Source organism: Lysobacter soli (assembly GCF_009755585.1).
GTDB classification, from domain to species: Bacteria; Pseudomonadota; Gammaproteobacteria; order Xanthomonadales; family Xanthomonadaceae; genus Lysobacter_J; species Lysobacter_J soli.
Map to the genome: position 1 here is coordinate 1911619 of NZ_CP046603.1, position 26967 is coordinate 1938585.

General features: G+C 68.1%; 25 protein-coding genes. 12 read left to right on the forward strand and 13 right to left on the reverse strand.

The window, feature by feature from the left end; translation table 11 throughout:
• Positions 1 to 83 precede the first annotated feature (83 nt).
• The 5 genes from GOY17_RS08635 to GOY17_RS08655 all read right to left on the reverse strand — a co-directional run bounded on the left by GOY17_RS08635 (position 84) and on the right by GOY17_RS08655 (position 6291).
• On the reverse strand, positions 84 to 548 hold the full coding sequence (locus tag GOY17_RS08635) for a YidH family protein (RefSeq protein WP_198173868.1): 465 nt from the start codon (positions 546 to 548) through the stop codon (positions 84 to 86).
• A 35-nt stretch (positions 549 to 583) separates the two neighbouring features.
• Positions 584 to 2263 carry an ATP-binding protein gene (locus GOY17_RS08640; protein WP_157030062.1) on the reverse strand — a complete coding sequence of 560 codons (1680 nt, stop codon included), beginning with the start codon at positions 2261 to 2263 and terminating at the stop codon, positions 584 to 586.
• Complete coding sequence (locus tag GOY17_RS08645; RefSeq protein WP_157030063.1) at positions 2250 to 3764, reverse strand: ATPase domain-containing protein; 1515 nt, start codon at positions 3762 to 3764, stop codon at positions 2250 to 2252. Before GOY17_RS08645 ends, GOY17_RS08640 begins: the two co-directional genes overlap by 14 nt.
• 207 nt (positions 3765 to 3971) lie before the next feature.
• The gene (locus tag GOY17_RS08650) at positions 3972 to 5414 is read right to left on the reverse strand and encodes an Hsp70 family protein (RefSeq protein ID WP_157030064.1); all 1443 of its coding nucleotides are present in this window, start codon (positions 5412 to 5414) and stop codon (positions 3972 to 3974) included.
• An 85-nt stretch (positions 5415 to 5499) separates the two neighbouring features.
• Positions 5500 to 6291 carry an arginase family protein gene (locus GOY17_RS08655; protein WP_157030065.1) on the reverse strand — a complete coding sequence of 264 codons (792 nt, stop codon included), beginning with the start codon at positions 6289 to 6291 and terminating at the stop codon, positions 5500 to 5502.
• A 354-nt stretch (positions 6292 to 6645) separates the two neighbouring features.
• Here GOY17_RS08655 and GOY17_RS08660 point away from each other — a divergent pair, with 354 nt between their 5' ends.
• From GOY17_RS08660 to GOY17_RS08680, 5 genes are read left to right on the forward strand one after another with little or no spacing between them, the layout of a single operon-like run.
• On the forward strand, positions 6646 to 8691 hold the full coding sequence (locus tag GOY17_RS08660) for a TonB-dependent siderophore receptor (RefSeq protein WP_157030066.1): 2046 nt from the start codon (positions 6646 to 6648) through the stop codon (positions 8689 to 8691).
• A 43-nt stretch (positions 8692 to 8734) separates the two neighbouring features.
• A complete protein-coding gene (locus GOY17_RS08665; RefSeq protein WP_157030067.1) occupies positions 8735 to 9052 on the forward strand; it encodes an iron uptake protein in 318 nt (105 codons plus the stop codon).
• Between the two features lie 12 nt (positions 9053 to 9064).
• Positions 9065 to 10729 (forward strand): PepSY-associated TM helix domain-containing protein, encoded by a 1665-nt coding sequence (locus GOY17_RS08670; protein ID WP_157030068.1) that lies wholly within the window; start codon positions 9065 to 9067, stop codon positions 10727 to 10729.
• On the forward strand, positions 10722 to 11069 hold the full coding sequence (locus GOY17_RS08675) for a DUF3325 domain-containing protein (RefSeq protein WP_157030069.1): 348 nt from the start codon (positions 10722 to 10724) through the stop codon (positions 11067 to 11069). Before GOY17_RS08670 ends, GOY17_RS08675 begins: the two co-directional genes overlap by 8 nt.
• Positions 11070 to 11112: 43 nt before the next feature.
• Complete coding sequence (locus GOY17_RS08680) at positions 11113 to 11478, forward strand: hypothetical protein (protein WP_157030070.1); 366 nt, start codon at positions 11113 to 11115, stop codon at positions 11476 to 11478.
• Positions 11479 to 11836: 358 nt separating this feature from the next.
• Here GOY17_RS08680 and GOY17_RS08685 read toward each other — a convergent pair whose 3' ends face one another.
• Together GOY17_RS08685 and GOY17_RS08690 are read right to left on the reverse strand one after the other, a co-directional pair.
• Entirely contained in the window at positions 11837 to 12094 is a 258-nt protein-coding gene (locus tag GOY17_RS08685) for a hypothetical protein (RefSeq protein WP_157030071.1), read from the reverse strand.
• Between the two features lie 56 nt (positions 12095 to 12150).
• Complete coding sequence (locus GOY17_RS08690; protein ID WP_157030072.1) at positions 12151 to 12687, reverse strand: carboxymuconolactone decarboxylase family protein; 537 nt, start codon at positions 12685 to 12687, stop codon at positions 12151 to 12153.
• Positions 12688 to 12812: 125 nt separating this feature from the next.
• On the opposite strand from GOY17_RS08690, the gene GOY17_RS08695 reads away from it, so the two are divergent.
• The 3 genes from GOY17_RS08695 to GOY17_RS08705 are packed head-to-tail and all read left to right on the forward strand — an operon-like array spanning position 12813 to position 14490.
• Positions 12813 to 13685, forward strand: a complete 873-nt coding sequence (locus GOY17_RS08695; protein WP_232338566.1) for an AraC family transcriptional regulator — start codon at positions 12813 to 12815, stop codon at positions 13683 to 13685.
• A 36-nt stretch (positions 13686 to 13721) separates the two neighbouring features.
• Positions 13722 to 14060: a YciI family protein gene (locus GOY17_RS08700; protein WP_157030074.1), complete on the forward strand. Its 339-nt coding sequence runs from the start codon at positions 13722 to 13724 to the stop codon at positions 14058 to 14060.
• A 22-nt stretch (positions 14061 to 14082) separates the two neighbouring features.
• Positions 14083 to 14490 carry a pre-peptidase C-terminal domain-containing protein gene (locus GOY17_RS08705; protein ID WP_198173869.1) on the forward strand — a complete coding sequence of 136 codons (408 nt, stop codon included), beginning with the start codon at positions 14083 to 14085 and terminating at the stop codon, positions 14488 to 14490.
• Between the two features lie 10 nt (positions 14491 to 14500).
• On the opposite strand, the gene GOY17_RS08710 is transcribed toward GOY17_RS08705, so the two are convergent.
• Positions 14501 to 16777, reverse strand: a complete 2277-nt coding sequence (locus GOY17_RS08710; protein ID WP_157030075.1) for an autotransporter family protein — start codon at positions 16775 to 16777, stop codon at positions 14501 to 14503.
• A gap of 17 nt (positions 16778 to 16794) precedes the next feature.
• On the opposite strand from GOY17_RS08710, the gene GOY17_RS08715 reads away from it, so the two are divergent.
• The 3 genes from GOY17_RS08715 (at position 16795) to GOY17_RS08725 (ending at position 18674) form a co-directional block, all read left to right on the forward strand.
• Positions 16795 to 17340, forward strand: a complete 546-nt coding sequence (locus GOY17_RS08715; RefSeq protein ID WP_157030076.1) for a hypothetical protein — start codon at positions 16795 to 16797, stop codon at positions 17338 to 17340.
• 563 nt (positions 17341 to 17903) lie between these two features.
• Positions 17904 to 18122: a hypothetical protein gene (locus GOY17_RS08720; protein WP_115842145.1), complete on the forward strand. Its 219-nt coding sequence runs from the start codon at positions 17904 to 17906 to the stop codon at positions 18120 to 18122.
• 66 nt (positions 18123 to 18188) lie between these two features.
• The gene (locus tag GOY17_RS08725; protein ID WP_157030077.1) at positions 18189 to 18674 is read left to right on the forward strand and encodes a nuclear transport factor 2 family protein; all 486 of its coding nucleotides are present in this window, start codon (positions 18189 to 18191) and stop codon (positions 18672 to 18674) included.
• Between the two features lie 10 nt (positions 18675 to 18684).
• Here the strand turns inward: GOY17_RS08725 and GOY17_RS08730 are convergent, their stop codons facing one another.
• Positions 18685 to 19746 carry an oxidoreductase gene (locus GOY17_RS08730; protein ID WP_232338567.1) on the reverse strand — a complete coding sequence of 354 codons (1062 nt, stop codon included), beginning with the start codon at positions 19744 to 19746 and terminating at the stop codon, positions 18685 to 18687.
• Positions 19747 to 19895: 149 nt separating this feature from the next.
• Here GOY17_RS08730 and GOY17_RS08735 point away from each other — a divergent pair, with 149 nt between their 5' ends.
• Positions 19896 to 20807, forward strand: coding sequence for a pseudouridine synthase (locus GOY17_RS08735; RefSeq protein ID WP_157030078.1), 912 nt, complete (start codon positions 19896 to 19898; stop codon positions 20805 to 20807).
• Here GOY17_RS08735 and GOY17_RS08740 read toward each other — a convergent pair.
• The 4 genes from GOY17_RS08740 to kdpB all read right to left on the reverse strand — a co-directional run bounded on the left by GOY17_RS08740 (position 20797) and on the right by kdpB (position 26966).
• On the reverse strand, positions 20797 to 21495 hold the full coding sequence (locus GOY17_RS08740) for a response regulator (RefSeq protein WP_157030079.1): 699 nt from the start codon (positions 21493 to 21495) through the stop codon (positions 20797 to 20799). The genes GOY17_RS08735 and GOY17_RS08740 overlap by 11 nt on opposite strands.
• A gap of 15 nt (positions 21496 to 21510) precedes the next feature.
• On the reverse strand, positions 21511 to 24156 hold the full coding sequence (locus GOY17_RS08745) for an ATP-binding protein (RefSeq protein WP_157030080.1): 2646 nt from the start codon (positions 24154 to 24156) through the stop codon (positions 21511 to 21513).
• Between the two features lie 25 nt (positions 24157 to 24181).
• On the reverse strand, positions 24182 to 24808 hold the full coding sequence (kdpC, locus tag GOY17_RS08750) for a potassium-transporting ATPase subunit KdpC (RefSeq protein ID WP_157030081.1): 627 nt from the start codon (positions 24806 to 24808) through the stop codon (positions 24182 to 24184).
• A gap of 106 nt (positions 24809 to 24914) precedes the next feature.
• A complete protein-coding gene (gene kdpB, locus GOY17_RS08755; RefSeq protein WP_157030082.1) occupies positions 24915 to 26966 on the reverse strand; it encodes a potassium-transporting ATPase subunit KdpB in 2052 nt (683 codons plus the stop codon).
• Position 26967: the final 1 nt, after the last annotated feature.

The window sequence follows — 26967 nt, forward strand, 5'->3', positions numbered from 1 at the left end:
GCAACACCTGCCACCACCTCGTTTGTCGATTGCGCGCGGCGCGGTGCGTTTGCGCGGACATGACGATCGTTGGAAGGTTGCGCTCACGCGAACGGTCCCACGCGATAGATCATGCTGACGACGGTGACGACGCCCAGGGCGAGAAGCAGCAGTGCCGTGATCAGCGTCATCGACGGCGGGAACGGACTCTGCGCATGCAGCACCCCTTCGGCGCGCATCGCATCGCGCTGCCTGCGTAGCGCATACATGAACCACGCGTGGTAGACGATGCCCATCGTCAGCACCAGCGCACCGATGAGCGCGAGCGACAGGCCGAAGTTCCGCCCCGACGCCGCGTGCGCGATCATGCCGGTTTCCTTCAGCTGGTCGAAGACCTTGTGGATCGTGAATCCGAAGCTGAGCAGCGACAGCGACGTGCGGATCACCGCCATCAGCGTGCGGTCGGCGGCCAGGCGCGTTCGCTGGAACGCCATCCCGGTGCGGCGCGAGGCAAGCTCGTTGGACGTGGACGCAAGCGGCGAGGTGACGGCGGGTTCCTGAGCGGACATCGGTGCCTCCCGGAGTGTCGGAGCGTGGCGCGAACCTATGAAACCGCGGGCGCCGGAACGTGGTGCTCGATGGCCGCACGCAGTTCGTTGAGGCCGTATGGCTTGCGAAGTATCGAGATGCCCAGCGCCTCGGCCTCGCCGCGCATCGCTTCGGAAAACCCGCTGGTCAGCAGCACCGGCAACGCCGGGCGCCGCTTGCGGATCTGCTTCGCCAGCGCGATGCCGTTGGTGCCACCGGGCATCATGATGTCGGAGAACACCAGGTCCACGCGGCGATCGTCCGCCAGCGCGCCGAGCGCCGCAGTCGCGCTGGTCGCATGGATCACGTCGTAGCCGATGCCGCGCAGCATCTGTTCCACCAGCGCCGCCACCTCGACGTCGTCCTCGACCAGCAGCACGCATCTCTCCGGCGTGGACGACACGTCGATGCGGTGATGCGCCTGGGTGGCTTCATGCTCGGCGAGCTCATGCGAGCGGGGAAGGCAGAGCGTGATCCGCGTACCTTCGCCGACGACCGAGTCGATCGTCACCGCGCCGCCGCTCTGCTTGGCGAACCCGTACACCTGCGCCAGGCCGAGGCCCGACCCCTTGCCGACGTCCTTCGTGGTGAAGAACGGTTCGAACACGCGCGCCTTCACTTCGTCCGTCATGCCCGATCCGGTGTCGCGCACCGTGAGGTTGACGAAGTCGCCTTCGATGCCCTCGATGACCTGGCGCGCGTTCCTGCCGGTGATCGTGATCACGCCGCTGCCGCTGATCGCGTCGCGCGCGTTCACCGCGAGATTGAGGATGACCAGTTCCAGTTCGCCCGGATCGGCCACCACCGGCCACAGATCCTGCGCGAGTTCGACGTTGACCTTGATGTCGCCGCGCAGGCTGCGGTCGAGCAGTTCGGACATGTTGCCGAGCAGCGTCGACAGGTTCACCGTCTCCGGGCGCAGCGCACGGCTGCGCGAGAACGCCAGCAACTGGCGCGTCAGGCCCGCGCCACGCTGCGCGGCCTGCTGCATCGCGCGCACCAGCTTGCCGCGACGTTCCGGGCCGTCGTGGAGCTCGAGCATGTCGAGCCCGGCGGTGATCACCATCAGCAGGTTGTTGAAGTCGTGTGCGACGCCGCCGGTGAGCTGCCCAAGCGCCTCGAGTTTCTGCGCATGCCGCAGCGTTTCCTCGACGCGCGCGCGCTCGACCATTTCGTCTCGAAGCTGCGTATTCACGGCTTGCAGCTGCGCGGTGCGTACGTCGACCAGCGTCTCGAGCTGCGCGGCGGCCGCCTCGCGCGCGAGCAGCAGCGCACGGATCTCGAACTGCCGCTTTCGTGCCCGCAACGCCGCCTGCATCACGCTGACGAGTGTGATCGGCTGCACGGGCCGTTCGATGAGCGACACGTTGCCAAGTCGCTCGATCTGCTGCTTGCGCCACGCCGCCACGCGCGGCTGGTCGTGGCGACTGGTAAGCATGACGAAGGGCAGGTCGGACCACGCGGGCTGGCGTTGCACCAGGTCGGCCAGGCGGTCGAGCGCCTGGCCGAACAGGCCTTCCTCGGCGACGAACGCGATGCCGGCGCCTTGTTCGATGTCGGCCAGCAGCGCGTCGTAGCTGCCGCAGATGCGCGTGGCGATGCCGGCGCGCTGAAGCAGTCCCGATGCGGAGGTCGCGTCGCGCCCGGTGGGCGCGAAGATCAGCACGACCTCCTGCAGGGACTCAGTCGGTTCCATGGGCGCCATGCAGCAGCGGCTCGTCGCCGCCCGTATAGGACGGCGTACCCGAGAAAACCCCGTGGAAATCGCGCAGGGGCGGGCCTAGCAACAGGCCGCTGCCGCTCAGCTGGAACTCGCGGATCGTGTGCTCGTGATGGCCGCTTCGCTTCTTCACCACCGACAGTGCCCGCCTCACGGTGCCCGCGTATTCGAAGAACCGTAGCATCAACACGGCGTCGCTGAGATAGCTGATGTCCAACGGCGTGTCTGCCGGACCGACCAGGCCGTGCTGCGCGAGGATCAGGATCGTCAGGATGCCCTGCTGGCCGAGGTAGGTCAGCAACTCGTGCATCTGCAGGATCAGGAACCGTCCGTCCGGCATCGCGTTGAGATAGCCGTTGAGGCTGTCGATCACCACCACGCGCACGCCGTCCTCGTCCACGCGCCTACGCACGATGGCGGCGAATTCACCCGGCGACATCTCGGCCGGATCTATCTGCTGGAGGATGATGAGGCCCGAATCGAGGGCCGGCTGCAGCTCCATCCCGAGCGTGCGTGCACGCGCTTCCAGCGTCCCGCGTCCTTCGTCGAAGGCGAAGAACGCCGCGCGTTCGCCGCGCTGCGCGGCCGCGATGGCGTAACTGAGCGCGAGCGAGGATTTGCCGACGCCGGCCGAGCCGATGAGCAGTGCGTTGGTTCCGCGCTCCAGGCCGCCGCCGAGCAGTTTGTCGAGTTCGGCGTTGCCGCTCGGCGTGAATTCGCCGACGAACGAGCTGTGATGCTCGGCCGCGACGAGCCTGGGGAAGATGTCGAGTCCGCCCTTGCGGATCTTCATGTCGTGGAAGCCGCCCCGGAATTCCATGCCGCGCATCTTGATGACGCGCAGGCGGCGGCGTTCGGCGCCATATTCGATCGCCAGCTGCTCCAGCAGCACGACGCCATGCGAGATCGAATGCAGCTGCAGGTCGTCCTGTGCCGACGACATGTCGTCCAGCAACACCACGGTGCAGCTGCGGCTGGCGAAGAAGTGCTTCAGCGCCAGTACCTGCCGGCGATACCGCAGCGAGCTTTGCGCAAGCAGGCGCAGCTCCGACAGGCTGTCAATGACGACGCGGCTCGGGTTGAGTTCGGCCACGCGATCGAGGATCAGCTTCGTGGTTTCGCCAAGTTCCACTTCCACCGGATGCAGGACGGTGAGCTCGTGCGTCGGGTCGAGCGTGGTCTCGGGCGGCACGAGCTCGAAGATCTCCACGCCTTTGAGATCCCAGCCGTGGCGGCTCGCCACGAGCTTGAGTTCGGCCTCGGTTTCGGACAGCGAGATGTAGAGCGCCTTCTCGCCATTGCGCGCGCCTTCCAGCAGGAATTCCAGCGCGAGCGTCGTCTTGCCGGTGCCGGGCTTGCCTTCGTAGAGGTACATCCGATCCGCGTCGAGGCCTCCGCCCAGGATGTCGTCGAGCCCGCTGTTGCCCGAGGAAATCCGCGTACCGGTGCTGCTCTGCGTTTCAGAACGACTCTGCATAGGCCTTCGTCTCCGATTTACTGGGGTGCCACGCGTCCGAACGAGGGGCGCGTCGAGCCGACGTGCAGCCACAGCCAGCCCGTCGACGTCACGACTCCCGTCGTACTGTCGCGTCTGCTTGTACTGTGTACCATCGTGCGTGAAAGCACATTCAGAGGTGTGAAAGGCGCGCGAAGACAGCGTTGGAAACCGCGCGCGACGGGGTCTTCAGGCGGCTGCGGCGTGGGCGAGTCCTGTCACGACGCCGAGCGATGCATTGCCCGCGATCACTTCCGCATCCGGGAAGATCGTCCTGACCAATGCGGGTACGTACGGCGATCGCGACATGCCGCCGGTCAGGTACACCGTCTCCGGCGGATGCTCGAGTTCGTCGCGCGCCCGTTCCATCAACGCGCGCAGCTGATAGAGGAATGGAGACGCAGCGTCGTTGAGTCGCGCGGCGTCGATCGGCGCCGCCAATCCGTCTTCGATGAAGGCGAGGTCCACGGTCAGGTCCTGCACGTCGCTCAGCGCGATCTTGGCGCGTTCCACCGCGCGGTTGAGGCGAACGGTATGGCCGCGTTGCTTCAGGGTTTCCAGGCGCTCGCCGTACGGCGCCTCCACGTGTTCGAACGAGGTTTCGCGAAAGCGCGCTTGGCGTTGCAGGTCCTGCACCGCGGACGCTTCGTAGAACCGGTGCACCGGCGTGTTGGTCACGCCCTTGCCGAACAGCGGCATCACGCCGCGCATGCTGAGTTCGATATCCACGTCGGTACCGCCGACCGGCTCGCCCCACGAGTCGTGCACGATCGGCGCGACCGTCGCGCCGCCGACGTCAGCCAGCGCCATGTCCGTCGTGCCGCCGCCGATGTCGACGATCAGCGTGCGACGCGGGCGTCGTGTCTGCGCGTGATAGCCGTACGCCGCGGCGGCGGGTTCCTCGAGGAATTCGACCTCGTCGAAACCGGCGGCGTAGGCCGCGTCGGTGAGGATTTCCAGCGCCTGCACGCCACCGGCTTCCTTCATGGAACTGCGGAACCGCACCGGACGCCCGAGAATCGCCGCGCGCACCTCGGTGCCCAGCTGCGCGCTTGCGGTGAGGCGGATGTGCCGCAGCAGCTGGGTCGCGATACCGAGCAGCGTGTCGCGTGCACGGGCTTCGAGCTTGTAGCCGAGCATGGACTTCGGCGATACGACCAGCTGGCCGGCGCCGCCGTCAATGAAGGCATCGACGGCTTCCTCGCCGTACAGCGCCCGGTGCAGGTCCACGCCTTCCAGCATCGCCTTGCGCATTTCCTCGGCGGCCCAGCGGCGCCGCACGAGCGCGCGCGCATCGCGCTCGAATTCCAGGTCCGAACGCATGCGCGGCGAGGGGATCATGCCGAGCTCGGCACTCCGCTGCGGCTCGGGGCGCTTCATCGCTTCCTCGCGACGCGCGCGAAGTTCCGCATGCTGCCGCGCCTGGTCGCGCTTGAATTCCCCGACAAGCCGGCGGACTTCGTCGTGCAAGGCGTCGGTCAGCTCGAACTCGGACAGGTCCGGCAGGCGCTGCGGGAAGAACACCGTGGTGCGGAACTGCAGCTCGTTGCCGAAACGGATGAGGTGAAGTTCGCCGTCGATCACGGCGCCGGCGGCCGAATAGCTCGTGCCGAAGTCGATTCCAATGCGCATGTGGTGCCAGATCAGGGATTGCGAACGCGATTTTGCCTTGAACCGCTTGCATCAGGCCATTCGCCGGCATCTCAAAGCACGCGGGTCACCGGCCGGCGGCTGCCTCGCAGAGGCGCTGGATCACGCGGCTGCCGTCGCGCGCCGCCTCATCGTCGACGGGCGCGAATTCGGTCACGGTGAAGCCGACGAGGTCGGCCTCGCGCGCGATGCGGGCGACCAGCGTCACGGCGTCGTCGACCCCCAGCCCGCCCTCGGGATACGCGACGTGCGGAAACTCGCGCGGGTCCAGCACGTCCAGGTCGAAGTGGATGTGCACCGGGCCGCGCATCGCCTCCTGCGGATCCAGTTGCCCCAAGGCCAGTTCGCGCTGCAGCGCCCAGTCGCCGTCATCGCCGACGCGGATTCCGACGTAGCGGAATCGCGCGGGATCGATGGGCGGGCCCATCAACTCGCGCATCGGTGCCGGCGCGCGACCGAGGATCGCGCTCACCGGCATGCCGTGGAAGTTGCCGCTGGGCGAGGTCTCGGGTGTGTTCGCATCGAGGTGGGCGTCCATCCAGATCACCTGCAGCCCGGGGTGCATTCCGTGCAGGTGATCGATCACGGCGACGTCCACCGCGCAGTCGCCGCCGGCGGCCAGCACGCGCCTGGCGTTCGACTGGGCGAGCAGCGCTTTGGCGTTGCGGAACTGCGTGAAGATCGCGTCCCAGCGATGCACGCCATGCGCGTCTGCCGCTTCGCCGTCGGCGATCGGCACGCTGATCATCGGTGCGAACTGCGCGCACACCGCGGCTGCGGCCATCGCGCCGCGCGGAAGGTCGGTGTGGCGCCCCGATCCCTGCCATTGCGGGTACGACAGGCTGATGTCGAACGGCATGGCCTCGCTCCTTGGGATCGCGGACGCCCATGATGCCAGTGGGGCGGTTTCGGCCGGGGACGCAGCGGGAAGTCAATGCGAATCTTGCATAATGAGAATTATTCGCATTTAATAATGAACAGGCAGGGGCTCTCCGGACTTGCGCATTGGCCACCGGTGGCCATTCGCGGCACGACGGCCAGGGCACGACCCGCCACTCCCGTTCGCATCCAGACGACCCCATGCACGCCATCGGTTCCGCCCGCACGACCCGCCACGTTTCCCGCCACGCTCCGGCCGCCGCCACGCCCAACCGGCTTGGCCTCGCCGTCTTCCTCGCGTTGATCGCCGCCAACGGCACGGCCTTTGCTGCCGATGCCGCCGCGGCCGACAGGCGCGACCGATCTCGACGCCGTCCTCGTGGTCGCCCAGCGCGCCGAGCGCGTCAGCAACGGCGCGACCAACCTCGACCTGACCATCAAGGAGACGCCGCAGTCCATCAGCGTGATCGACAGCGCGCAGATGCAGGCGTTCCAGACCAACAGCCTCAACGACGCGCTGCGGATGGCCACCGGTATCCAGGTGGACGAGTGGGAAACCAACCGCACCACGTTCACCTCGCGCGGCTTCGATATCGAGAACACGCAGATCGACGGCGTCGGCCTGCCGAACGACTGGGGCATCGTCACCGGCGCGATGGACATGGCCGGCTACGAGAAGCTGGAAGTCATCCGCGGCGCCAACGGCCTGCTCACCGGCGTCGGCAACGCGGCGGGCACGATCAACTACGTGCGCAAGCGCCCGACCAACGACGCGCAGGGCTCGCTCGGCGTGAGCTACGGCTCGTGGGACACCGTGCGTGCAGACATCGATTATTCGACGCCGTTCACCGACGACGGCCGCTGGGCCGGGCGTTTCGTCGCCGCCCACCAGGAGGGCGATTCCTGGCTGCGTGACAAGCAGGACCAGCGCGATTTCGTCTACGGCGTCGTCGATGGCCAGATCGGCGAGAACGGCACGCTGACGCTCGGCTATTCGTGGCAGAAGGCGCAGACCGACGGGAACATGTGGGGCGCGCTGGCCTTCATGTACAGCGATGGCACCCAGGCCGAATGGCCGCGCAGCGCGTCGACGACGCAGGACTGGACCTTCTGGGACACGACCAACCAGAACGCGTTCGTCGAGTACGCGCACCAGCTCGGTTCGGACTGGCAGCTGAAGCTGTCGTACGACTACCGCAATACCGAGAACGCCGACAAGCTGTTCTACGCCACCGATTACGCCGCGACCGGCCTGGAGCCGAGCACCAACCTCGGCCTGTATGGCTACGCATGGCGCGGCGACGACGAGATGACCTCGCACCTGGCGACGGCGACCGTCGATGGTCGTTTTGCTATGTGGGGCCGCGAGCACGAGGCGATGCTCGGCGTCGGCTGGGCCAAGAGCGAGGCGGAAAACCGCGAGTTCGACGCCGACATTTACGACAACGGCATGTACGGCTACATCCCGATGCCCGCGTTCCCGTGGGCGGGCAATGCCGTTCCGGAACCGGTGTGGGGCGCGCGCTCGGTCTACAGCGTGCTGGACCAGCGCCTCAAGCGCGCCTTCGGTGCGACGCGCCTGGCGCTCACCGACCGCTTCAAGGCCGTGCTCGGCTTCAACTTCGCCGAATACCACCGCGAAGGCGTGAACTACGGCGTCGTGTTCGACCAGACCGAAAGCCACACCAGCCCGTACGCCGGCCTCACCTACGACTTCAACGAGCACGTGCTCGGCTACGTCAGCTATTCGGACATCTACCATCCGCAGAGCCAGTCCGACGCCGATGGCCGTTATCTGGATCCGACGAAGGGCACGAACTACGAACTCGGCGTGAAGGCCGACTGGCTCGACAAGCGCCTGCTGACGACGTTCGCCGTGTTCCAGGCGAAGCAGGACAACCTCGCCACCGGCGCCGGCTACAACCAGAACGGCCAGTACTACTACACCGGCGTCAACGTCGAATCCAAGGGCGTGGAGTTCGAAGTCACCGGAAAGGTGTCGGAGTACGTCGACCTCGTCTTCGGCGCGACCGCGCTGAAGCTGACCGGCCAGGACGGCGACGATACGTACCGCTGGGTGCCGCGCCGCACCGCGAACCTGATGGTGATGGCGCGCCTGCCGAGCTACACGGCGTTGTCGTACGGCCTTGGTGGCCGCTGGCAGAGCGACATCTCGAACGTCGAGAGCAACGGCTTCACCGTGCGCCAGGACAGCTACGCGGTGCTCAACGGCTTCGTGGCGTGGGACTTCGTGCCCAATGCGACGGTGCGTTTGAACGTCAACAACCTCACCGACGAGAAGTACATCAACACGCTTCGCTACAGCGGCTTCTACGGCGCGCCGGCGAACTACATGCTGAGCCTGAACTGGCGGTTCTGATCGCCATACGCAAACGCGACACAACGAGGACGGAGCCATCGCCATGTCCGGCACGACCGCCGCATCTGCATCTTCCTTCGCGCCCCGGCTGCGCATCGCCTCGCGCGTATGCGCCGCGGTGCTCGGCGGCTACGCCTTCGCGTGGGGTCTGGTGGCGTTGACCACCGCACTGCTGTTCGCGGCGCAGCTGGACTTCCACGATGCCGAGTTCAGCGGTGCCGTCATCGGCCTGGTCGGCTATCTCGTCGTGTTCCTGTGGGCGATCGCGGCGCGCAGGCTCGCGGTGGTGTGGTCGGTGCTGCTGCTCGGCGGCGCGGCGATGGCCGTTGCGGCGTCGCTCGTGCAGTCGATGCTGGTCTGAGGAGGACGCGTCATGCTCAACAGCTTCCGGCAATCGATGGCGTGGCTGCACACCTGGTTCGGGCTGGTGCTCGGCTTCGTGCTGATGGCGGCGTTCTTCTTCGGCGCGTTGTCGGTGTTCGATCGCGAGATCGATCGCTGGTCGAACCCGGCGACGCGCTTCGAGCCGCAGCCCATGCCGTCGTACGACAAGGTGCTCAGGCCCGCGTTCGAGCGCATGCAGCCCACGAGGGACGCCGTGGACGCCATGCGCCCGCGCGTGAACGGCGACATGCCGCAGCGTTTCGACACCGTCGTCAGCTGGAGCGCCTACACGACGCACCGCGATCCGGTGCTGGCGCTGTATGCCGGCTATGAGGTGCCGAACGCGAAGGATCCGGAAGAGGCGATCTGGGCCTACGGCACCATCGATCCGCGCGATGGCCGCGTGCTGTCGAACGACCAGCTGAAGATCGGCAGCGAGTTCTTCTATCCGATGCATTACAGCCTGACGCTGGACTGGAAGAACCTCGGCTTCTGGATCGTCGGGTTTTCCGCGCTGGTGATGCTGGCCGCGCTCGTGAGCGGCGTGGTGATGCATCGCAAGATCTTCCGCGAGTTCTTCACCTTCCGCCCCGACAAGGCGCGGCTGCGCAGCGTGCTCGACCTGCACAACCTCACCGGCGTAGTCGCGCTGCCGTTCCATTTCTTCTTCGCGTTCACCGGACTGGTGATCTTCGCCGGCACGTACTACTTCCCGGTGGGTCACACGCAGCTGCACGACCTGCACGAGTTGCACGCCCAGATCGAAGCGAACGAAACCGGCCTGCCGCACGAACGCGCGGGCGTTGCCGCCGGCCTGGCGTCGGTCGACGACATGGTCGCCGAGGCGCAGCGTCGCTGGCAGGCAAAGGACAAGGCAGGCGACGTCGGCTTCCTCGTGCTGCAGCACGTGGGCGATGCGAACGGCTACGTCAGCGTCTACCGCGCAGGCACCGACCGAATCGCGCTGGTCGGCGACGGCATCCACTTCAAGGCATCCACCGGCGAGCTGATTCGCGAAGATCCACCGGCGAGCGCCGTCGGCCGCGTCAGCGAGTTCCTCACCGGCCTGCACCTGCAGCACTTCCGCCACTGGCTGCTGCGCTGGCTGTACGTGCTCGGCGGTCTGGCGGGCGCGGTGTGCATCGCGACCGGCTTCGTTTTCTTCGTCGAGAAGCGCAAGCGCCAGCACGCACAGCAAGGCAGCCAGGGAGCGCGCATCGTCGACGCGCTCGCCGTCACCACGGTCACGGGCATGGTGCTGGCGGCGCTGGGCATCCTCGTCGCGAACCGGTTGCTGCCGGAAACGCTGCCGGGTCGCGGCGATTTCGAACGCTACGCGTTCTGGGGCACGTGGGCGCTCGCCTTCGTGCACGCTGGCCTGCGCAGCGCGCCGGTCGCGCAGGGCAGGGCGAATCCCGCATGGCGCGAGCAGTGTTGGGCGATCGCCATGCTCGCAGTGGGCGCGGTCGCGCTGAACTGGATCACCACCGGCGACCATCTGCTGAAGACGCTGACGGCCGGTTACTGGCCGGTGGCGGGCGTGGACCTGTTCCTGCTGTTCGGCGCGACCGTCGCGGCCATGACGGCGCGCAAGCTCACGAAGAATGCCGCCGTCGCGCAGCCGCGCATCGACACGGAGCCGGCGCATGTCTGATGCGATGTTCTCCGCATGCCTGTTGTCGGCCGCGTTCGCGAGTGCCATCGCCGGCATGGGCTGGCTCGCGCTGTCGATGCCGGTGCACGCGCAGCAGGTCTGGGGCGATGTCGTGTCGCCCGTCAGCGGGCGTGCGCTGCGATGGATGGGCGCGTCGGGATTGCTGGTCGCGTTGGCGCTGTGCCTCGCGGTCGATCACGCATCCATGGCATCGCTGGTCTGGGTGATGACGCTGGCCGCGTCGGCGCTCGCGATCGCGTTCGCGCTTTCATCCCGACCGGCATGGTTGCGCGGACTTGTGCCGTGGGTGCGTGTGGCGAAGCCCCGTCCGGCCAGATGACGTAAGCCGGCCGACGCCTCCGGCCCATCGCGAGGGGCGCGCAGTGGACGACGTCGCCTTCACCTTCGCCGGGTACGATCCGGCCATGGCCGAGCCCGGTGGTCCCGAAGTGTTCCGACTATGCGCCGTCGCCGAAGAGAACCGGCGACGTCGCACCGACCTGACCCACACCGTGGCCGCATTGCGGTCCACGATCGCGCAATCGGTCGTCATCGCGTGGCAACTCAACGCGTATGCATCCGGTGCGGAACAACGCCTTGCGATGGCGGTCGAGCGTGCAGGCCTGGCCCGTCCGCGCGAACGCGGCGAGGACGAGGTCGACGCGCAGGAAGCCAAACTCCTCGACGACGTCGAAGATGCGGCCCTCAACGCGAAGGAAGCTTCGCGTGGGCCAATTCGAGCGATTTGAACGCGTCCACGCCCGCGTGGCGACGATCGAGGCTGCTGCGGAGTTCGTCGAGCGATGCGGCCAACATCCGTGCCAGTTGCCGGCGTTCGGCCATTGCGATGGCGAGCCGTTCGTGATCGGCGGACGTGTCGTGTGCTTCGTCCAGGTTGGACGATGAAGCAGGAAGATTCATGGTGGCCTTCTCGTGCGGAGCTGCACGGAGGCCCAGGGCTATGCCGCTATGTGATCGGCATGGTGCACAGGTACGAATACACGCGTCGTGGTTACGGGGGTGTGTTTCCGCAGGTGGAGAGGGTGCTCCTTGACGCCTTCTTCGCGCGGGACGGTCCGCAGCGTGCGGCGAACGTCGATGCACGGGTCAGGCAGGGGCTCGCTCGAATGCGCTGCGCTGGGCGTCGTCGATGCTCACGATCCGGTCGAGCCGGATGAGGCTGCCGTCGTCCAGGCGCATGTACTCCGCGCCGTCGCGTGCAAACAGGTCGGCGATGCGTGCATCGACGAGGCGCCGGTTTCCTTCGTCATCGAGATGGTTGATCGCCACGATCCGCCGAAGCGTTGCCGCCGCTTCCAGCACGTCGTGGAATTCGCAATCGATGGGAACGTAGGTTGTGGTCATGGTGAGCTCTCCGCGTGGCTGGCCGGGAGAGCTCCCGGCCAGCGGCCCGCATCGCATCAACGCAGCTTCACGCCGGGGAAATCGACCGGAACGGCGAAGGCGACGTTGACGTAGTTGGTGAACAGGTTCAGCGCGACGTGCGCGAGGATCTCGACGATTTCCTCGTCGTTGAAACCCTCGCCGCGCAGCGCTTCGACGTCGGCCGTTTCGATCTGGCCGCGACCTTCCACTACGCGCAGGGCGAAGCGCAGCGCGGCGGCCGTCTTCGGATCCTGCGACTGGCCGTCCTGGGCGGCGCTCATTTCGTCGCCGCTCGCGCCGGCCTTGCGGCCCAGCGCGGTGTGCGCGGCGAGGCAGTACTCGCAGGCGTTGCGGTTGGCGATGGCGACGGCGATCTGCTCGCCGAGCTTCGGCGCGATGACGCCGTCACCGAGTGCGCCGAACGAGCCCCACATGCTCTTGAGCGCGGCGGTGGAGTTGGCGACGGCGCGGAACATGTTCGGCGTGGCGCCGAACGCCGAGTGGATCTGGCCGAGGATCTGCTGGCGTTCGCCGGTGCTGTCTTTCGGATTGACGAGGGGAATGCGGGACATGGCGGGGTTCCTGGTTGGACCGACCGGAGTGGCCGGTTGACGGGCATACTAGGAACCCGTCCGGGACGATTGGTGGCGATATGTCGCTGAAAGATGGCAATTCGTCCGAGCCTCCCGCACCACCCGTGAGCGAGGGCGCCGCGTCCATCGACCGCCTCACGCCGGTGCTCGAGCGCTTTCGCGTGCAGGCCTCGCTCTTCCATTCCGGCCCGCTGTGCGGACATCAGGTCTTCGATGCGAAGCCCGGTCGCGGCTTCCTGCATGTGCTGCGCCGGGGCGAGATGGAACTGCTGCACGGGCAGGGGCCGCACAGGGCACGCACGCACCTGTGCGAGCCGACGCTGCTGCTGTTCCCGCGCGCGGTGCACCACGAATTCGTCAATCCACCCGTCGACGGCTCGGACTTCACCTGCGCGACGCTGGATTTCGACGGCGGGGCGCGCAATCCGATCGTGCAGTCGCTGCCCGACCTCATCGCGCTGCCGCTGGGGAAGATCGACGGACTCGAAGCCACGCTCGGCCTGCTGTTCGCCGAATCCGACCAGGTGCGCTGCGGTTCGCGACTGCTCGTCAATCGCCTGTTCGAGGTGGTGCTGATCCAGGTGCTGCGGTGGATCCTCGATCATCCCGAGGGCGCGCACGTGTCGCAGGGCATGATGATGGGGCTGTCGGATCCGCGACTCGCGAAGGCGCTCATCGCCGTGCACCAGGCGCCCGATGCCGACTGGACGCTCGAACGCATGGCCGCCAGCGCCGGCATGTCGCGCAGCGCGTTCGCCGCGGCGTTCAAGGCCGCGACCGGAACCACGCCCGCGGCGTATTCGCTGGACTGGAAGCTCAACGTCGCCACGTCGCTGCTGCGCGCAGGGCGATCGGTGAAGCAGGTAGCGCTGGACCTTGGCTTCGCGGATGCGCCATCGCTTTCGCGCGCGTTCCGCCGGCGCACCGGTTCGTCGCCACGCGAATGGCTCACGCTGCACCAGGGGGCGGCAGGCTAGACGTACTTACGATCACGCAACGCAGGAGAGGGAACGATGCCGCGATACCTGATCTCGTTCGACGACGGATGGATGACGTTCCCCGAGGAAGACCTGCCAGCCGTGTCCGAGGCCTCGCATGCCGTGGTACGCGAAGCGAAGGCCGCCGGCGTGTGGATCTTCGGCGGTGGAATCATGAGCCAGCAGGCGTCAGTCGTCGCACCGGATGGCTCGGTTTCCGACGGTGCGTGGCCGGAAACGAAGGCCGTCATCGGCGGGTTCTCGATCCTCGAAGTGGCGTCGCGCGAGGACGCGTTGCGATGGGCGGCGAAGATCGCCGAATCGTGTCGTTGCGCGCAGGAAGTGCGCGAGATCATGTTCGATCCCGAATCCTGAGCCTCAAACAAGGAGCCATGCCATGAAGCCGGTCCACACCCTCGCGCTGTCCATCGCCTTCGCCTTCGGCGCGACATTGGCCGTAGCGGCCGACAAGGTCACGACGGTTCCGGTCAAGTTCGCCAAGGGCGCGAGCAGCGCGACGATGAAAGGCAGCTTCGCGGGCTACGACTCGGTGCACTACACGCTCGATGCGCGCGCGGGCCAGACGATGACGGTAACGCTGGCCGGCAGCAGTAACGCGAACTTCAACGTCTTCGCGCCGGGCGACGCGCCGGGCACGGCGACCGCGCTGGGCTCCAACGCTGATCGCGGATGGACCGGCAAGCTGCCGAAGACCGGCACGTACACCGTGCAGGTCTACCAGATGCGCGCCTCGGCCCGGCGCGGCGAGAAGGTGCCGTACACGATCACGCTGTCGATCCGCTGAGCCCGGCGCATTACCAGTTCCAGCGCAGGCCCAAACTCGCTTCGACGGCGTCGTAGCGTCCGTCGAATCCGGACTGGTAACCGAGGTTCGCGTACAACGTCGATACGCCGGTGAGCTGCAGGTTCATTCCGGCAGCGAATTCGACCCACTCGCCGTCCAGCTCGGCGCGGAACGGCACCGTGCGGGTGGCGGAGGAGAATTCGGTGGTCGCCGAATCTTCGAATTCGCGCCAGACGTTCAGGCGAAGCCACGCGCCCAGTCCCCGCGCACGGCCGTGGTCGTCGGGCGCCAGCGTCCAGTCCCGCGCCGCGCGCACGCCCAGTCGGGCCGTCAGCGAGGTGACGTCACGGAAGGACACTTCGGCGGCCACGTCGCGTCCGTTTTCATCGTCGACAGCCTGGTAGATCACCTGGAACTGGGGTTCGACGAGCCAGGTCGCCGTGGCGAAGGGATACCCGAACTCGACCGATGCGCCCCAGCCGAAGCCGTCGCCATCGATGTCCAGTTCGACCGCCCGGAACGACACCGCGCTGGCGTCGTACCACGACCCTTGCAGCACGGCGTCGACGTACCAGCCCGTCGCGCCGAAGTGGGTCCAGTAAGCCCCGAGCGTGCTGGCCTCTATTTCGTCCTTGCCGGCACGGATGCCGGTGAAGTGCGTGACGTCGCCCTTGATGCGGCCGTGGGCGATGTAGGCGCCGACGAAATCGCGTGCGCCGTCCGCGCGATCCTGATGCCACAGGTCCACGCCGCCCTGCAGCGCCGCGACGTCGAAATCGAGGTGCGGGCCCTGGTTGCTCGTCACTCCGCGACCTTCGTACGAACCCGACTGGCCGATCACGCGCGCCCATCCGCCATCGAAAGCGGATCGTGATGCGTCGTCGTGCGGAGCCTTGCGCTCGTCGCCCACCCGTTCGTGCAGCGTGCCGATCACCTCGCGACCGTAGTGGACGCCCATCGCCGGCAGCGCGGCGTAGGTCGACACTTCGACCCGATAGTTGGGGACGGGCGGCGGAAGCGGCGACGGAGGGTCGGGTGTCGGATCCGGCGGCGGGGGCGGTGGCGGTGCCGGTGGTGTCGGCGGAGGATCCGGCGGTGGCGTCGGAGGATCCGGCGGTGGAGGCGGCACCGGAGGATCCGGCGGTGGAGGCGGCGGCACGTACTCTGAACGCAGATACCAGTTGTCCGGCGCGGCGCCGTCGCGACTGCCGCGGAATAGCGCGTACTCGTATGGTCCGGCGATCACCGGCTGCGCCAGCGTGAAACTGCCCACGGCAGTGGTGCCGCCGTTGAGCGTGTAGACCAGCAGGATGCCGTCGTCGACGGTGAGATCGCCTTCGCCCCCTGCGTTGGCGACCGTGAGCGCGGTATCCCCGGAGGCCTGCCCGCCGAAGATCGCGAGCCGGTCCGCCGGCGAATCGTCGCCCGCGAGCGTCGCGTTGAGCAGGAGCGATCCGCCCGCGCCGGTGTAGTTGCCGGCGGCGAGCACGCCGAAATTTCCCGACACCGGCGCCGCGAACGCGATGAGGCTGGCGCTGTTGAGCACCGTGGTGACATTGGAGCTGCCGCTGATGTTCCAGGTGCTGGCATTGCGCAGGTTGACGGCGGACGTGCCCGCGCTGGTGACCACGGCGCCATTGACGGTGGAGGCGTCCACGTTGAGTTCGAGCGAGCCCGGCGTGGTCCCGGCGCTTACGATCTCGGCCAGCGTGCCGTTGCCGGTGAGGGTGCTTCCACGCGACGCGCCGACGCGCAGCGACGTGCCGGAGACGCGGATCGCGGCGGCCTGGCTCGACGCGAGCGTGCTGTGGTCGACCGTAACCAGGCTGGTGCCGACGTCATAGGCCGATGCGAACAGCGCGTTCGCGCCCGTTCCGGTCGTCGTCACGCTGCTGTCGGTCAGTTGCATGCTGCTGGCGCCGCGCACCACGGCGCCGTATGCGCTGGCGCCGGACGTGCTCACGGTAAGCCCGCTGGCGATCAGCGAGGCGCCCGTCGCCCCCGGTGCCTGCGTTCCCGGATCGTCCGGACTCACGTGCAGCGTCGTCGTCGGCGGCGGAGCGGGCGCGGTCAACAATCCCACCGAGAACAGGCCGGTGCCGGACGCACCGGTCGTCGTGATGCTGCCGCCGGCAAGCGTGAGGCGGCCGCCGAACTGCGAGGTCGCGCCGATGCCGCTGGTGCCGCTGGTGGTGATCGCGACCTGGCTCAGGCTTGTAGTACTGCCTGCGATCGACAACACGCCGAACGCCGAGACTCCTGCCGTGTTGATGGAGCCGCCCGTCATGGTGAGGTTGCTCGCGGTTGTCGACGCGCACGCCGATCGAGCGATCGTTGGAGGTGGTGACCGCCGTATTGGTCAGGCCCACGCGTCCGACCTGTGCGTGTACGCCGAACGCATCGGTGCCGCGCGTCAGCACCTGGGTTCCGGTCGCATCGACCGTCGCGTTCGGGTCGATGGTCAGGATCCCGTGCGAGCTGGCCGTGTTGGTCGTGATCGAACCGCCGCCCAGGGTGATGTGGCCGGCCACGTTCGCTTCCACGCCATTGGCGCCGCTGCCCAAGGTCTGGATGACGACGTTGTTCGCGACGATGGACGCATCGCCCAGGAAGGCGAACAGACCGGGCGCCTGCGCGCCGGTGGTGGTGACCGAACCGCCCGTGAGCGATACGGTGGCTCCGCTCTGCGCATGTACGGCGCGGCCAGTCGAGCCACTGGTGGAGATACGCGTGTCGGCCGCCGTTACCGAACTTCCGATGCCGGTGGCGTATATCGCCGAAGCCAGCGAGCCGGTGGTCGTGATCGTCGAGCCGCTGAAGATCTGGATCGTGCCGGCGGCGGTCGCGTAGGCGGCGTATGCCGTTGGACCTCCGGTGATGAGCGTCAGCGCGGAGACGCTTTCGATGCGGCCGCCGTTCAACGCGTAGAGCGCGTAGCCGGCCGGAACTCCCGCCGTGCCGGTGTTGATGGTCCCGCTCGCGGTGCGGGTCGCCCCGTTGGCCATGACCTGTTGCGCCTCGCACGAGGCGCCGTAGGCGCAGGGAAGTCCGAGCAACCACGCCAGGGTCCAGCGCGAATGCAGCGCGCGCCGGATCGTGGCGGCCAGCGTGTCTGGCGGAAGTAGGCGAACAGCGCGTCCTGCGGCCCGAGCTGACATGCGAAGCCTCCATGCTTACCAGCTCGCGCGATTGTCGAGGGCGGGTCGTGGCCTCACCGTGAAGCGGCGCCATCCCCACTCGCACGGCCGGGCCGCGCGTATCCCGCTGCTCCCGGTGTCGTCGGCCCTCGGCTGTCGCGCCGGCTCCCCGTTCCGTCGGCGTATTCCCCGGTTCGTCGCAGGGCGGTTGCCGGTCGCTGGCGCTGGTCGCAGCCTGACGCTCGCCGGATGTCCGGCATCGCTGCGTGAGTCGCCATGAAGACGCTGATCCTCCTGCTGGGCTGGTGCCTGCTGCTGGTGCTGTGCTGGCCGCTCGCGCTGCTGGCGCTGGTGCTGTGGCCGCTGGTGTGGCTGCTGTGCCTGCCGTTCCGGCTCGTAGGCATCACGTTTTCCGCGCTGTTCGCCTTCCTGCATGCACTGCTGATGCTGCCGGCCCGGCTGCTCGGCTGGCGTCCGCAGGCGGCCGCCGCGTAAGGCAGCGGCAAAGCCGGGCGCGGCGATGGACCCACGCAACCTCAACCGAATCCAGGGAAGCAGCACATGAAGAAGTTCATGTCGGCGGCGGTCGTTCTTGCCGCGATGGCGGGGCCGGGCGCGGCCCTCGCGCAGGACGACCAGTCGCAACAGGCAGCGCTGACGCGCACGGTGGCGGCACTCGATACCGCGGTGTTCGACGCCTTCAACACCTGCAGCAAGCCGGTGCAGCTGGAAAAACACGCCAGCTTCTTCGCGCCCGACGTGGAGTTCTACCACGACGCCGGCGGCGTCACGTGGTCGCGGCGGGAAATGATCGAGAACACGCAGAAGTACGTGTGCGGACACTTTCGCCGCGAACTCGTGCCCGGCACGCTGAAGGTGTTTCCGATCAGCAATTACGGCGCGATCGAGCAGGGCACGCATCGCTTCTGCCAGTTCGACACCGGCAAGTGCGACGGCATCGCCGAGTTCGTCATCGTGTGGGAGAACCGCGACGGCGCCTGGCGCATCACCCGCGTGCTCAGTTACGGGCACCGGGCGAACGGCTAGATCGACGGGACTAGCCGGGCGCTTGCGGCGCGATGCTGCGACCTTGCGACGCCGAATCATCGGCCGCCTGCAGTATCGCCATGACGCGGATGGCCTCTTCGGGCGGAACCGGATTGGGGCCATCGCCCGCGATCGCCTCGGCCAGTTCCGCGTAGAAACGCGACTGGTCGCCACGCAGCGCGGGGCGCGTCTGGAGCGCATCGCCGTCGCCTCGCCACTGCAGCGGATCGGGATCGATGCCCCATTGCGCATCGCCCGGTCGCACGCCGGCGATCAGCTGCGGCTCCTGCGGGTCGGGTTGCGCCTTCACCAGCGAGCCGCGCGTGCCGTGCACGACGAAGCGCGCACCAGGAATCGCCGCGAGCATCCCGACCTGCAACACCGCGCGGGTCGCGCCGAAGGACAGCACCACGTGCGCCCAGTCGTCCGTCGTCGCGCCGTCGCGTTGTCGAGCGAAACTCGCCTGCACGCGGTCGGGCCACCCGAACAGCGACAGCACCTGGTCAACCAGATGCGGCCCGAGGTCCCACCACAAACCCGTCGCGGGACCGGGTCGCTCGCGCCAGCGATCGCGTACCTGCGGCCGGAAGCGCTCGATGCGCGATTCGAAATGGCGAACGTCGCCCACCAGCCCCTCGTGTATCGCCTGGCGCACCGTCAGGAAGTCGCTGTCCCAGCGCCGGTTGTGGAAGACGGATAACAAGCGGCCCTCGGCCTGCGCGATCCCGAGCAGTTCGATCGCTTCCGGAACATTCGGCGTCAGCGGCTTGTCGACCACCACGTGCTTGCCCGCACGCAGCGCCGCCTGCGCGAGCGGAAAGTGCGTGTCGTTCGGCGTGGCGATCACGACCAGGTCGACATCGGCATCGACGACCGCCCGCATCGGATCGCCTTCCACCGCGATGCCAGGAAGATCAGCCCGCACCTCTTCCGGCCGGCTCGATGCGACCAGAGCCAGCGACAGACGCGGCACGGAGCGGATCAACGGCGCATGGAACGTTCGCGAGGCGAAGCCATACCCGATCAGCGCAACGCGAATGGGACGGGCGGGATGGTTCATCTGGCTTGGCATGTCGCCGGTCTCCTGTCTGGATGCTGGTCCCACAGCGGTGCGCGCATTGTGCAATGCAGGCCGCAGCGATGGCGTGGAGCTTCTCGTGCGGCGAACCTGATCGCGGCGACCGGGTTCACCAGGAGTGTCGCGGATGACACACTTCGCGCATGCGCAATCGCCCACCCAGCATCGATGGACTCGCCGCCAGCACGCTGCAATTGCCGCCGGGGGCGTGGCCCACGGTGCTCGATTGTTTGTGCGAGCGGTTTCCCGCGATACCGCGCGCGCAATGGCTCGAGCGCATGGCGCGAGGGCGCGTCCTTGACGACGCCGGGCGATGGGTGATGCCGGAAACGCCGTATCGCGTCGGGCTCGAAATCCATTACTACCGCGAAGTGGCCGACGAGCCGCGCATTCCGTTCGACGAGGTCGTGCTGCACGTCGACGACGACCTGCTGGTGGCGGACAAACCGCACTTCCTTCCCGTCGCGCCGGCCGGTGCGCATGTGCACGAAACGCTGCTGGGCCGGTTGATCCGGCGAACGGGGAATGCGGCGCTTGCGCCGTTGCATCGCATCGATCGCGAAACGGCCGGGCTGGTGCTGTTCTCCACCAATCCAGACAGTCGCGCGCGCTACCAGGCGCTGTTCCGCGAGCGTCGCATCCGGAAGCAGTACGAGGCGATCGCGCCGCCGCTGCCGGGCGTCGAATTTCCGTGCATGCGCGCGAGTCGCATCGAGCGCGGCAAGCCATTTTTCCGCATGCGGGAAGTCGATGGGCCTGCGAACAGCGAAACGCACATCGACGTCATCGCCCGCGGCGACGACCACTGGCGATATGCGCTCACGCCGGTCACCGGGCGGAAACACCAGCTGCGCGTCCACATGGCCGCGCTTGGTGCGCCGATCGCCAACGATCCGGTCTATCCGTCGGTGCGGCACCGCGAGGCCGGCGACTACTCGGCGCCCTTGCAGCTGCTGGCGAAGCGGCTTTCGTTCGTCGACCCGATCAGCGGGGCGGAGCGCAGCTTTTCGAGTGAGCTTGAGCTGGAGACCGCACGCCCGACGCTCAGCCGATGAACCGCAGGCCGACGCCGGGTTCGGTGGCAATCCATCGCGGCGAGGCAGCATTGTCGCCGAGCTTCTGTCGCAGCTTGCCGACAAGGATGCGCAGGTAATGGGTGTCGCCCTCGTGCGTCGGTCCCCATAGTTCCCGAAGGATCTGCGGTTGCGTCACCACGCGGCCGGCGTGCTGCACCAGCAACGCGAGCAGCGCGTATTCCTTGCGTGCGAGTGCCAACGGCTGGCCGCCGAGCGTCACCTCGCGGCGGACGAGGTCCACGTGCAGCTGGCCGTCATCGAACACCGGCGGCGTATCGTTCGCCACCACGCGCGTACGCAGCAAGGCGCGCACGCGAGCCATGAGTTCCTGCGCGCCGAAGGGTTTGGTGACGTAATCGTTGGCGCCGCCATCCAGCCCGGCGACCTTCTCGGCTTCGCGCGAGCGCACCGTCAGCAGGATCACCGGCACCGTCGACCACTGGCGCAACTCGCGCAGCACCTGCTGGCCGTCGCGATCGGGCAGGCCGAGATCGAGGATGACCAGATCGGCTCCGTGCGTCGCCAGCGCTTCGAGCCCGCCCTGGCCGGTGTCGGCCATGTCCACCACGTAACCTTGCGCACGCAGGCTGATGTCGAGGAACCGGCGGATCTGCGGTTCGTCGTCGATCACCAGGATGCGCGGTGCGTTGGCGGTGGTTTCGGTCATCGGATGTTTCGCGGCTCAGGGCTCCACGCGGGGCAGGGTAATCCGGATCGTGGTGCCGCGACCATCCGCGCCCGGCAGCGCTTCGACACTGCCGCCGTGCGCGCCGATCATGCCCTGCGTGATCGCCAATCCCAGGCCGGTGCCTTGCCGCCCGCGATCGCCACGCTCGACGCTGTAGAACATGTCGAAGATGCGGCGGCGTTCGTCCTCCGGGATGCCCGGGCCGCGATCGCGCACGTCGATGCGCAGCGCGTTGTCTACGATGCGCGCCTCGATCGTGACGGCATCGCCCGGTGACGAGAACTTAGCCGCGTTCTCCAGTACGTTGAACAGCGCCTGTTCGACCAGCGCCGGATGCACCCAGATCGGCGCGAGTCCGGGGGCGATCGATACCTCGAAACGCGCGTCCGGTTCGTAGCGCTGCAGGCGCGTGACCGCCGAGCCGACCAGCTCGTCCACGCCGATCCAGTCGCGGTTGAGCGTCAGGCCACCATGGCCCAGCCGGGTCATGTCGAGCAGGTTCTGGATGTAGCGGTCGAGGCGTTCGCCTTCGATGCGGATGGTGTCCAGCAGGCTGCGGCGGTCGGGTTCGTCCATCGACTGGCCGTAGTGCTCCAGGCTGCTCGCCGCGCCGATGATCGAGGCCAGCGGCGAGCGCAGGTCGTGCGAGACCGACGACAGCAGTGCCGACCGCAGGCGTTCGGTTTCGTTGCCGACGCGGGCGTCTTCCAGATCCGCGACCAGTCGCGCGCGGGCGAGCGCCTGCGCGATGTCCTCGGTCATCGCTTCGGCGAGCCGGCGCTGTTCGGAGCCGATGCGCGCCGCGCCATCGGACAATCGCAGCCCGACCACGCCGGTCTCGCGCTCGCCCAGCACCAGCGGCAGGAACCACCAGCCCGATCCGGCAAGCGTGTCGGTGTAGCGGCCGGACGGCTGGCGATGGCGCATCGCCCAGTCGGCGGCGGCGCGATCCTTTTCGTCCAGCGCTTCGGCGTGGAGCGATTGGCCGCCGGCCTGCAGCATGACGTCGGCATCGAGCGCGCGACGCAGCGCATCGCGACCGGCATGAAGTACCTCGCCGACATTGCCGGCGGTCGACAGCTGCCGTCCCAGTGTCTGCAGTGCAGTCGCGTGCGCGTTGGCCGCACGCAGCGCGAGCACCTGCATCCGCAGCTTCGACGCGAGCCGCCCGGCGACCAGCGCCGCGACCAGGAACAGCACGACCGTGATCGCGCCCTGCCGCGCGCCGATCATCAAGGTGAAGCGCGGTTCGATGAAGAAGAAGTTGTACGCGAAGAAACACGACACCGCGGCGATCACCGCCGCCGTCATGCGCGTTCGCGCCGCAACCAGCACGACGGCGACGATGAAGATCAGCGACAGGTCGTCAAGTTCGATCCAGCGTTCGGCGATCCACGCCAGCGCCGTCGCGCCCGCGGCGGCGGCGAAGGCAAGCGCTGCGTCGCTGCGGCTCAGCAGGCTGCCCGTGTCGCGCCAGGACCGTCGCGCGCGTGCGCGGGCCTCGGGCGTGCTGACGATGGTCAGTTCGTAATGCGCGCCGCGCTGGATGAGCTGCTGCGTCAGCGTGCGGTTGAACATGCGTGCCAGCGGCCGCTCGCGCGTGCGGCCGAGCACGATCGCGCTGGCGCCGGAACGCGACGCGTGATCGAGCAGCGCATCGACGATGTTGTTTCCGTGCAGCACCAGTGCGTCGCCGCCGAGGCGCCGGGCCAGCGCGAACGCATTGTCGAGTTCGCGCTGGCGTGCGTCTTCGGGCGTGTCGCTCGACTGCACGGTCACCACGGTCCACGGTGCATCGCGGCGTTCGGCGAGGCGTCTTGCCACGCGCACGAGGTACTCCGACGCGCCGCGTCCGTCGATCGCCACCATCACGCCGCGCCGCACGGGCACGCCGGGCAGGCCGCGTGCGGCCTGCGCTTCGCGGAGGTCGCTGTCGACGCGGTCGGCCGCCGTCTGCATCGCCAGTTCGCGCAACGCGGTCAGATTGCTCGGCGAAAAGAACGCCTGCAACGCATGCGCGGCCTGTTCGGGCACGTAGACCTTGCCCTGGTGCAGGCGCTCGATGAGCTCGCGCGGCGGCAGGTCGACCAGCACGATGTCGCGCAGCCGGTCGAACACGGCGTCGGGCACGGTCTCGCTCACGCGCACGCCGGTGATGCGGTGCACGACGTCGTTGAGGCTTTCCAGGTGCTGGATGTTGATCGTGGTGTAGACGTCGATGCCGGCGTCGAGCAGTTCGATCACGTCCTGCCAGCGGCGTTCGTGCCGGCTGCCCGGCACGTTGCGGTGGGCGAGTTCGTCGATCACCGCCAGCGCGGGCTTGCGGGCGAGCAGGGCGTCGAGGTCGAACTCCTCCAGCGTGCGGCTCGCACCGCCGGCCAGCGCGTAGTCGATGCGCCGACGCGGGATGACGTCGAGGCCGTCGAGCAGTGCCGCGGTCTCGCTGCGGCCGTGCGTCTCGGCGACGCCGACCACGGCATCGGTGCCGGTGCGCACCAGTTCGCGCACGCGCGTCAGCATCGTGTAGGTCTTGCCGACGCCGGGCGCGGCGCCGAGGAAGATCGTCAGCCGCCCGGCGCCCTGGCGCTGCAATTCGCCGACCAGGGCGTCGGCCTGCCGCTCGCGGCTGGAATCGGTCATGTGGCTATTGTGGCCGAAGCGGGCGTCAGCGTTTCGCGTCGAGCGCGAGGTTCAGTTCGAGCACATTGACGCGCGGCTCGCCAAGGGCGCCGAACGTCGCCGGTTCGGTATGTTCGGCGACCAGCGCGGCGACGTCGGCTTCGTTCAACCGGCGGGCTTTCGCAATCCGCGCGATCTGCACCCGCGCGCCGGCTGGCGACAGATGCGGGTCCATGCCGCTGCCGGACATCGTCACCAGTTCGGCGGGAACCTCATCGGGCGAGATGCCGTCGCGCTGCGCGACCTGCTGACGCAGCGTCGCCATGCGCGCGCGCAGGTCGGGATTGCTGCGCGCGATGTTGCTGCCGGCGGCGGCCATCGGATCGTAGTTGCCGGCCGACGGGCGCGGCTGGAAGTAGCGCGCATCGACGAAGGGCTGGGCGACCAGGGCGGACCCGCGCGGCGTGCCGTCGACCACGACGAGGCTGCCGGTCGCCTGGTACGGAAACAGCACGCGCCCGATGCCGGTGCCGGCGAGCGAGTAGAGGAAGCCGAAGCCGAGCAGGGCGATGGCGGCGAAGGCGAGGCTGGGGCGCAGGGTGGTGCGGTCGTCCAGCGTCGGGCCGGCGCGTGTCGGGGTGGTGAGAGGGATGGAGGTCGCTGTGGTGTTCATTTCGTGTCCTTCAGGAAGATGGCGAATGCGGGCCAGGCGGCTTCTCCGGCCCTCACCCCAACCCCTCTCCCGCGCGCGGGAGAGGGGCTGTCTAGCGTGATGTGCCTCAGAAACCCAGCGCGACCAGCGCCATGTCGATCAGCTTGATGCCGGCGAACGGCAGCAGCACGCCGCCCACGCCGTACACCAGCATGTTCCGGCGCAGCAGCACGACGGCGCTCGCGGGTTTGAAGCGCACGCCCTTCAGCGCGAGCGGAATCAGCGCGGGTATCACGATCGCGTTGAAGATCAATGCGGCCAGCACGGCGTTGCGCGGGCTCGACAACGCCATGACGTTCAGCGCGGCCATCTGCGGAATGGCGGAGGCGAACAGCGCGGGGAGGATCGCGAAATACTTCGACACGTCGTTGGCGAGCGAGAACGTCGTCAGCGCGCCGCGCGTGATCAGCTGCTGCTTGCCGACTTCGACCACCGCGAGCAGCTTGGCCGGATCGCTGTCGAGATCGACCATGTTGCCGGCTTCCTTGGCCGCCTGCGTGCCGGAGTTCATCGCCAGGCCGACGTCGGCCTGCGCCAGTGCGGGCGCATCGTTGGTGCCGTCGCCGACCATCGCGATAAGCCGGCCACCGGCCTGTTCGGCGCGGATGCGGGCGAGCTTGTCTTCCGGCCGCGCTTCGGCGATGTAGTCGTCGACGCCGGCTTCAGCCGCGATCGCCGCTGCGGTGAGCGGGTTGTCGCCGGTGATCATCACCGTGCGGATGCCCATCGCGCGCAGCCGCGCGAAGCGCTCCTTCACGCCGTGCTTCACCACGTCGCCGAGTTCGATCACGCCGAGCACGTGCCGGCCTTCGCTCACCACCAGCGGCGTGGCGCCGCCGCGCGCGACCTGTTCGATGCGGCCGCGAAGCTCGGCGGGGACGATGCCGCCCATTGCCGCGACGTGGCGCTCGATGGCGTCGCCCGCGCCCTTGCGGATCACGCGCGTGTCGTCCGCGCCCGGCAGGTCCACGCCGGACATGCGCGTCTGCGCGGTGAACGCCACGAAGCGCGCGTTCGCGGGATCCTGCAGTTCGGTGCCCTGTTCGCGCGCGAGCTTCACGATCGACTTGCCTTCCGGCGTCGGGTCGGCGAGCGAGGACAGCATCGCGGCATCGCGCAGCTGCTCGGCGTCCACGCCGGCGACGGGGTGGAACGCGGTCGCCTGACGGTCGCCGTAGGTGATCGTGCCGGTCTTGTCGAGCAGCAGCACGTCGACGTCGCCGGCCACTTCGACCGCCTTGCCGGACTTCGCCAGCACATTCGCCGCCAGCGCGCGGTTCATGCCGGCGATGCCGATGGCCGGCAACAGGCCGCCGATGGTGGTCGGGATCAGGCACACCAGCAGCGCGATGAGCAGCAGCGGATCGAGCGTCGCGCCGACGAAGCCCGCCAGCGCCGGCAGCGTCGCGACCACGATGAGGAAGCTCAGCGTCATCGCCGCGAGCAGCATCGTGAGTGCGATCTCGTTGGGCGTCTTCTGGCGGTTGGCGCCTTCGACCAGCGCGATCATGCGATCGAGGAAGCTGTGCCCGGCTTCCGCGCTCACCTGCACGAGAATCTCGTCCGACAGCACCTTCGTGCCGCCGATGACGCCGGAGCGGTCGGTGCCGGCCTCGCGGAGCACCGGCGCGGATTCGCCGGTGACGGCGGCTTCGTTGATCGTCGCGACGCCTTCGACGATCTCGCCGTCGGCCGGCACGAACTCGCCGGCCGAGACGATCACGTAATCGCCCGGCTTGAGCGTCGCGGCCGCCACGCGCACTTCGCCGCCGGCGCGGGTGCGGCCGTTGAGGCGACGCGCAACGAGGTCGCGCCGCGCCGCGCGCAGCGAGGCCGCCTGGCCGCGACCGCGCGCTTCGGCGATGGCTTCGGCGAAGTTGGCAAACAGCACCGTCACGAACAGGATCACCGTGACGGCAATGCCGAACGCAGGATTGCCCGGCGTCGCGATCGTGATCAGCGCCGACAGCAGCGTGCCGAGCAGGACGATCGCGATGATCGGGCTTTTCAGCGCCTGTCGCGGCGCCAGCTTGCGGAAGGCGTCGATCAGCGCGGCGCGCATCGAGGCGCCGTCGAACATCGCCGGGATGCGGCGCGTGGCGGGCAGGGGTTGGGTCATG